The following is a 6,508-nucleotide window of genomic DNA, read 5'->3' as shown; positions in this document are numbered from 1 at the left end:
CACCTTAAAGTGGTAGGGTAAGCCTACTTTGATCTTGGCGTACATGCCATCTGATTTGGTTTCATCATAATAATCAGACATTTCTAACCTAATCTCTGCTTCACACTCCGGGCATGCGCCATATACGTAAAAATAATGCGCCCAGGGCGATAACCGTTGATGTTCTTTATCAGTCACTAATACTGCAAAATCAATGGTTTGAAGAGTATATTTTTGCAATCCGCAAATACTGCAAATCGACAGCCTATACAAATTCAAAAACAAACTTAAAAAACAGAGAAACGCCAAAATCAAATGAGTAATATTGATCAGAGAGATGTCATTCCGACTGTTATGCATAACCACTCCTTTAGCGTTGTGCATCCACAAATGGTTCAATTGCAATAATGTTCCAAAACTTGACGCCTCTATTGTCCACCTTAAAGTGGTAAGATAAACCAACTTTGATCTTGGCATACATACTAAATGATTTGATTTCATCATGATAGTCAGACATTTCTAACACTGTTTCTGTTCCGGTATGCGCTAATACTCCATATACATAAAAATGATGCGTTCGATGCAATAACATTTGATGTTCTTTGTCAGTTACCAATAATGTAAAATCTACGGTTTTATAGAGAAAGTCTTTTTTAGATTCCGAAATTCCGTAAAGCAACACGCTGAAACCAATGGCAATAATGGACCCATGAATGAGCAATTTCAATATTCTATCCATATCATATCTCTGATTTGTATTTTGAAGATTTGGCATGGTTCCTCCTTGCGTTTAAATTATGGAATTTCAAGTTAATTCTTTAATCTCTTCTTCAGAAAGAATATCTGTTTTATTTTCAGATATCTGCGGTCTGGATTCAGCGCTCAGCCAGCAAAATAATCCGCTAAACAATACACATCCTGTAATGAAAAGTTTTTCAACACCAATAAAGTATGACGCATGCAAAACACCAAACCCAAAACCTAAAACTATGACTCCCAAAAAATATATTACCGCTTTTAGTTTTTTATACATATTCTTTTAACCTCTCACTAGTTCAAACAAGATTTAAGTACTGGCTTGAAATCATGCCTTACAATCTCTTCAACCGTTTGAGAACATAAAAGTCTAATAAGCGTTGCAGTTGTAAGTCTAATACGGAATTTTGCAGTTATTCCCAAATCAGTCCCCTGTTTAAGAAGGAATATGAATTTCACCGGGTAATTATCCTGAATCTCGATATTGTTTGCGCTGTAATAAGACAGAATTTCTGCGAGGTACTGTGAAACTTGTTCAGTTAAAATAGGATCTGCCTGCAGTCTTTCACAAATCAATTGATGAGATTTTTCAATAGCATCATTATCAGTAATAGATAATCCCATAATATCCAAATTAATTTTTATGGATTTGTGAATTACTTCAAAAAACGTTGAATCACTAATGTTATCTACCAGTTCTGAACCATCCACTAATGAATCAATTTCAAATTCATTCAACAACTTCAAACCCTGATCTTGTGTGATGAGGACAGTTAAGATAATCCAAAAACGGCAGATTTTTCCGTCACCCCGATTGCACATCTTAAAGCGATTTACAAATGGGATGTTCTTTTTTGCATAAAATTGATCAATCTTGTTGACATAATCATCAATCAAGTCTTTATTGGGTGGCAAATTCAAACGCTTTTTAATCTTTTCAACTGAACTTATCCTGAATTTGTCTTCAAATGAAAGATCAGTAGTATCCATGTCAAATGTAATACTCTTATGCACTACATAGACAACATGGGCTACACCATCAGAAAAACTATTCAATAAACCAATGAGTCTTAAGCCCGAATCAGCATCCACTTTGTCCCTCCTTTAAAAATGCCCCTTTAAAATGTTTAATATGCCTTTCAAATGCGAATGATTTAATCAGAAGTAAAGGAGGGATTGTTTAACGAGGGTTTAACAAGGGATCTTTTGTAAAAAGGCTTTTAAAAGACGAAATATCATTATTTTGCCGTGTTATGTTATTCATTTTGCCACGTTTGGACTGTTTAACCAAACGAGTTGCTTCAGTGGTTTTGATAGCTTTAGTAACCAAATTAAAAGCAACCTTCCAACTGCGGGGTTTACACACATCCAAAATTAGGGGATAGTTTTTGAAATTATTGTACACAACAGGAAACTTTTTCATAAATAAAATTTTTGATGCTACATAAACTAGGAATTGGGAATTTTGAGATGCAATCTTTACAAAAATTCTCTTTTCTTCTTCAAGAGACTCGCTCTGGAAAAGCTGGATAAACAAACTCTTATTTTTAAAGTTCATGTTATTCCCCTTTCACTGGCTATTCATGTTATTCAGACGCAATTTTGGGCTAAAAATGATTAAAAAGTACGTGTAAAGTATGCTCATTAAAGTTAACTTCGGTTTGACTTTAGTCAATATATTCATTAAAAATAAGACTTTAAAAGTTCAAGTATTGCAAAATTACTATGGGAAGTTGCAAGAGAAAAAGCCGTAACCTTGCCGCGCCCTGAAAGATGCGGATTTGCCCCGTTTTCAAGCAAAAGTTTTGCAGCGGGTGTGTTGCCTATGATACAGGCATACATCAAAGCAGTATATTCGCTAAAATCCTGCTCATCAATTCTTGCGCCAACCGACACAAGAGTTGCAGCAAGATTAGGACCTAAAAAAATAGATTTAGGCGAACAAACTGCATACATAAGTGGAGTATGCCCGTATCTATCTCTGGCATTTTCATCAGCGCCACGGGCCAAAAATGAGACAAGGACTTGCTCTTTCCCGAAATAGGCCGCCACCATTAAAGGCGTAACACCATTCAGATTCACCCTATTTGCATTCGAATAATCTTTTTTATTGATAATCTCGTTTAATTCAGATATCTCAAATGAATTCATCAAATTACTAAAAGATTCCAGTTCAGATGTTCCATTTTCAAATGCTTCACTTGTTTGCGAATCGGCCAAAATTTGGTTGGTCTGCTTATGATTAGAGTCTCCAATAAACCCCAAAACAAATAGAATCCCAAACACAAATAATAAAAGAAATAAAATAACGAATCCTAATGGGCTTATCATCCTCTTATACCTAGATTTATTTTCTGTCTGTGGGCCATGCATTTTGCATACTCTCCTTTTTATTTGCATCTAAAAAGAGTAATACTTTATTTTTATGAAGCGACAAACCAAAGTTAACGTCGGTTTATGGCTCATGTGCACTTTAATGCAACCAGAGGCTACTGTGCTGATAAATACACTAACACTGCGCGACTCTGCACGGAATAACGTTAACTTTTGTGTTAAAACTTCATTTTGTTAAAGTATTACTAAAAACAAGCCATACACAATTAAAACAAACATGATTAACTGAAAAATTAACTTGAATAATACTAGAACAAACAAGAGAGCATACTCTTTACTGGACATTACTGCACCTGAAATTGGACAAGTTTGCCGTCATCTTTACCCCTTTCTTCGCCAATCAACTCAATGATGTCAACAATTCCCGAATTAGTCATCATCTTAATTTGAGTTTTAGTTGCATGCATTGAAACCGAAAGATGGCCTACGGCGCTGATTCCTATACTTTGTTGATTGATAGCGCATCCCAATTCAACACAAAAAGGAATAATTACGTTTTTCAAATGTTTCTGGATTTCAATGTCAAATAACGGAGTGTCACTCTCAATTATCAATCTATTGCTGCCAAGAATGACCCTATCCATACCATACTTGAAACTATTAAATAAAACCAGAACATTGAACAAAACAACATTATCTGAATTCTCCAGAATCATTCTGAACTTTTCTGTAATAATGTTTACTTTCAATAAACACCTCCTACCATCAATTCAGAATTGATATATCTCCTATGTCTAAAATCTCATCACCCCCAAAATCAAATTCAACAGAAATAAGATTGAATAATTCATTGATATTTAAACACGTTGTTTTATCCAGTTTAAGTCTTACTTCAATGCTAAAAAACCCATTCAGTTCCTTGTCTACAAAATTATCCAATATGACATCCGTGTTATATGTTATCCCATTTGATGAAAAATATTTAAAAATATCCCCCACTTGTTCATTAATTATTTTTTTTACCTCTGGAGTATTTATACGCCCCTTAAATTTGCTCATTTGTTCTTGCCCTGTAAAATCCTCCCAACTCTGAACAATATCACTTAGGTTAATGTTAAGGGCAAAGAATCCATAAACTATTTTAACAGGAATTTTAGCATTGCTGTGGGAACCAAATAAATGGATAATAGTCTCCTTAATAGTCTCTGTCATGCTTTCAAACATTGTTTACCTCCAGATTAGATGATGATAAGACAGCATCATCGTCAATCAAAACTCGACACCACAATGCAAAGATAAGCCATCGGTAAAACACATAGGAAAAATGAGATTTCATAACACTTCAAAAATTGTCATTGTCAAGTTCTGGTCTCATTAGGCATGTTTTTACTCTATTAAAATCTACTTAAAGTTGTTCTTAAGGAAACGGACAACCTCAAGATGGCCATCACCTGGTGCATGAACATCAGCGCCGCATGAACATCAGCGCCATTCTTTACCAAAAACTCCACACAGTCAAATTCGCCTTTTTGAGATGCAGTAACTAAAAGTTTATCCATATCGAAATTAACACCCAACTTCTGCGCAACAGTTTGCAAATCGAGTTCAGGCTTTCCAGAAGTCTTTTCACTCATCGCGCACTTCCTTTCCAATAGAGAAATGTAAAATTACTTATCAACTATGTTAAAAGTTAAAAACTAAATTAATCATTGAAACCTGACACAACCATTCATTGTTTTGCTATAAACTGACGGATATGCTTGCCCCACTCGATCAGATTTATCATACTCCATTTCCATTGAAGAGACAATCAAATATGAACCGCTATTGAAACACACATAGGAAAAATGAGATTTTACACTGCTCACTTCCTAGGTGACTGCGCAATTAGTGGGGAAGCAGAACAACACCCTGCACAAAATTATCGTCTGCAAGCCTTAAAAGCTTGTCCTTTGAAACTTTAACTATGACAAAGTACAGCACTTCAACCATGCCCATGGATTCAGATATTGCAAATTTTAAAAACAAGTAGTATAAGATAATTTTTCGGTCTTTGTAAAAACGTTGAACTCTCATACTATATTCATATATTTGCTTTGCAACTTTTTCTTGTTCGTTATCAGGGAGAGAATTAATCTTTTTTCTTGTTTCGGATTGAAAATCCGGAGAAATGCCGCTAACATCATCAATTTTAACAGTAAGCTGAATAGGTTCATGCGTAATCCGGACAGTTAATGAATCATCCGACAAAACATTCAAATTTTGTTTTACAGATTCAGAGATGCCCAATTTCTTACTCCTTATCCGAAGACGTATCTTTTTCTGCAGGAGTTTCATCTTCTAAAAGCAGTGTATTGTTTTTTGCCACATTTTTAAAAAATGCCCACCCTAAAATGTTCGTAAGCATAAACAAAAGAATTAGGTCAATAAAACCCCAAGTCCAGATAAGCCACGGACCCCACCAACCGAAACCATCAAACCAAAACATTAACGATTCCCAATATGCGGGAATAATAACTGCGAAATTAATCCAAAGGTATGAAAAAAACCACCCCCATAAAGCAAGGCCCATAATACTAAAAGTTATCTCAGCCATATCTTTTGAAAGTCGGTCATTACCTGATTTTTGCAGCCACCACGTATTTCCATTTTTAGTCATTATTTCAGGCAACAGCGAGGTTACCGCCCCAAGCATTCCAAAAAAAACAGCTTTTGGATGTGTGCCTAAACCATATATCATCCTAAAAACAAGACTAAATGATTTTTTAACGGCAGCAACTGCGCCGGATTCCGATATTACAACTGGAAGATTTTTGTCATTGCTCATAGATTCAACCCCCTATTAAACAATTTTCGCAGTTCTATAACTCATACAATTGTAAAATTTTCGAGAGAGTATAGTTCTACGGTAAATGTTTTGCACAACTCTTTGTCTGTTTAATTGCCACAATATTAAATGAGTAGTTAAGCAGAACATAATGGTACAAATGTAGCCTTGCCAATAACTTCTTCAAGTTTTATAAAACCTCTTTACTCTTCTCCTGATACAAGCTCATTCATCACAAAATTGATTAACCTTGTAACAGGCGCAGCATCTACATGAGGAATGTTTAACTTAGTTTCCACATAGCTTTGAGTATTATATATACCATAATTAAAAATGTGACTCCCTATACCGCATATTGATACAAGAATCATAGGCTTATGTTGCAAAGAATTTGAAAAAGGGGTAAAGAAAATATGATATAACGTGCCTCTGCCAATTGCAATTCTAAAATTTTCGGGAATCTTATTTTCAATTACCTGGCGCCGGATAAATCTCATCAAACCAAGATTCAATTTATGTTCGGAGGTTTCATCCATATGAATACACCCCCTAGCTGATTCAATAGCGACAAGCATGTACCCTAATTAACAAAACAAATTAATTAAAAATCTT

At 34.9% G+C, this 6,508-nt stretch carries 12 protein-coding genes; all 12 read right to left on the bottom strand.

Going from position 1 to position 6,508, the window contains the following annotated elements:
* Nucleotides 1-252: hypothetical protein (locus J4418_05155; protein ID MBS3113443.1), on the bottom strand; the 252-nt coding region annotated here is incomplete at its 3' end.
* A gap of 97 nt (nucleotides 253-349) precedes the next feature.
* Entirely contained in the window at nucleotides 350-595 is a 246-nt protein-coding gene (locus J4418_05150) for a hypothetical protein (protein MBS3113442.1), read from the bottom strand.
* A gap of 189 nt (nucleotides 596-784) precedes the next feature.
* Nucleotides 785-1,012 (bottom strand): hypothetical protein, encoded by a 228-nt coding sequence (locus J4418_05145; protein ID MBS3113441.1) that lies wholly within the window; start codon nucleotides 1,010-1,012, stop codon nucleotides 785-787.
* A 17-nt stretch (nucleotides 1,013-1,029) separates the two neighbouring features.
* Nucleotides 1,030-1,827 carry a hypothetical protein gene (locus tag J4418_05140; GenBank protein MBS3113440.1) on the bottom strand — a complete coding sequence of 266 codons (798 nt, stop codon included), beginning with the start codon at nucleotides 1,825-1,827 and terminating at the stop codon, nucleotides 1,030-1,032.
* A gap of 88 nt (nucleotides 1,828-1,915) precedes the next feature.
* Nucleotides 1,916-2,293, bottom strand: coding sequence for a hypothetical protein (locus J4418_05135; GenBank protein MBS3113439.1), 378 nt, complete (start codon nucleotides 2,291-2,293; stop codon nucleotides 1,916-1,918).
* 125 nt (nucleotides 2,294-2,418) lie between these two features.
* Complete coding sequence (locus J4418_05130; protein MBS3113438.1) at nucleotides 2,419-3,108, bottom strand: ankyrin repeat domain-containing protein; 690 nt, start codon at nucleotides 3,106-3,108, stop codon at nucleotides 2,419-2,421.
* Nucleotides 3,109-3,413: 305 nt separating this feature from the next.
* A complete protein-coding gene (locus J4418_05125; protein MBS3113437.1) occupies nucleotides 3,414-3,818 on the bottom strand; it encodes a hypothetical protein in 405 nt (134 codons plus the stop codon).
* Nucleotides 3,819-3,834: 16 nt separating this feature from the next.
* Nucleotides 3,835-4,293, bottom strand: coding sequence for a hypothetical protein (locus J4418_05120; GenBank protein ID MBS3113436.1), 459 nt, complete (start codon nucleotides 4,291-4,293; stop codon nucleotides 3,835-3,837).
* Between the two features lie 170 nt (nucleotides 4,294-4,463).
* Nucleotides 4,464-4,703 carry an ankyrin repeat domain-containing protein gene (locus J4418_05115; GenBank protein MBS3113435.1) on the bottom strand — a complete coding sequence of 80 codons (240 nt, stop codon included), beginning with the start codon at nucleotides 4,701-4,703 and terminating at the stop codon, nucleotides 4,464-4,466.
* A gap of 253 nt (nucleotides 4,704-4,956) precedes the next feature.
* A complete protein-coding gene (locus J4418_05110) occupies nucleotides 4,957-5,358 on the bottom strand; it encodes a hypothetical protein (GenBank protein ID MBS3113434.1) in 402 nt (133 codons plus the stop codon).
* A 4-nt stretch (nucleotides 5,359-5,362) separates the two neighbouring features.
* Nucleotides 5,363-5,896, bottom strand: coding sequence for a hypothetical protein (locus J4418_05105; GenBank protein MBS3113433.1), 534 nt, complete (start codon nucleotides 5,894-5,896; stop codon nucleotides 5,363-5,365).
* 203 nt (nucleotides 5,897-6,099) lie between these two features.
* Complete coding sequence (locus tag J4418_05100) at nucleotides 6,100-6,432, bottom strand: hypothetical protein (protein MBS3113432.1); 333 nt, start codon at nucleotides 6,430-6,432, stop codon at nucleotides 6,100-6,102.
* Nucleotides 6,433-6,508 lie beyond the last annotated feature (76 nt).

This window comes from Candidatus Woesearchaeota archaeon, from assembly GCA_018303425.1.
Lineage (GTDB): Archaea > Nanobdellota > Nanobdellia > Woesearchaeales > JAGVYF01 > JAGVYF01.
The sequence above is the reverse complement of the archived record's forward strand: the minus strand, read 5'-3'. Positions and strand labels throughout refer to the sequence as shown.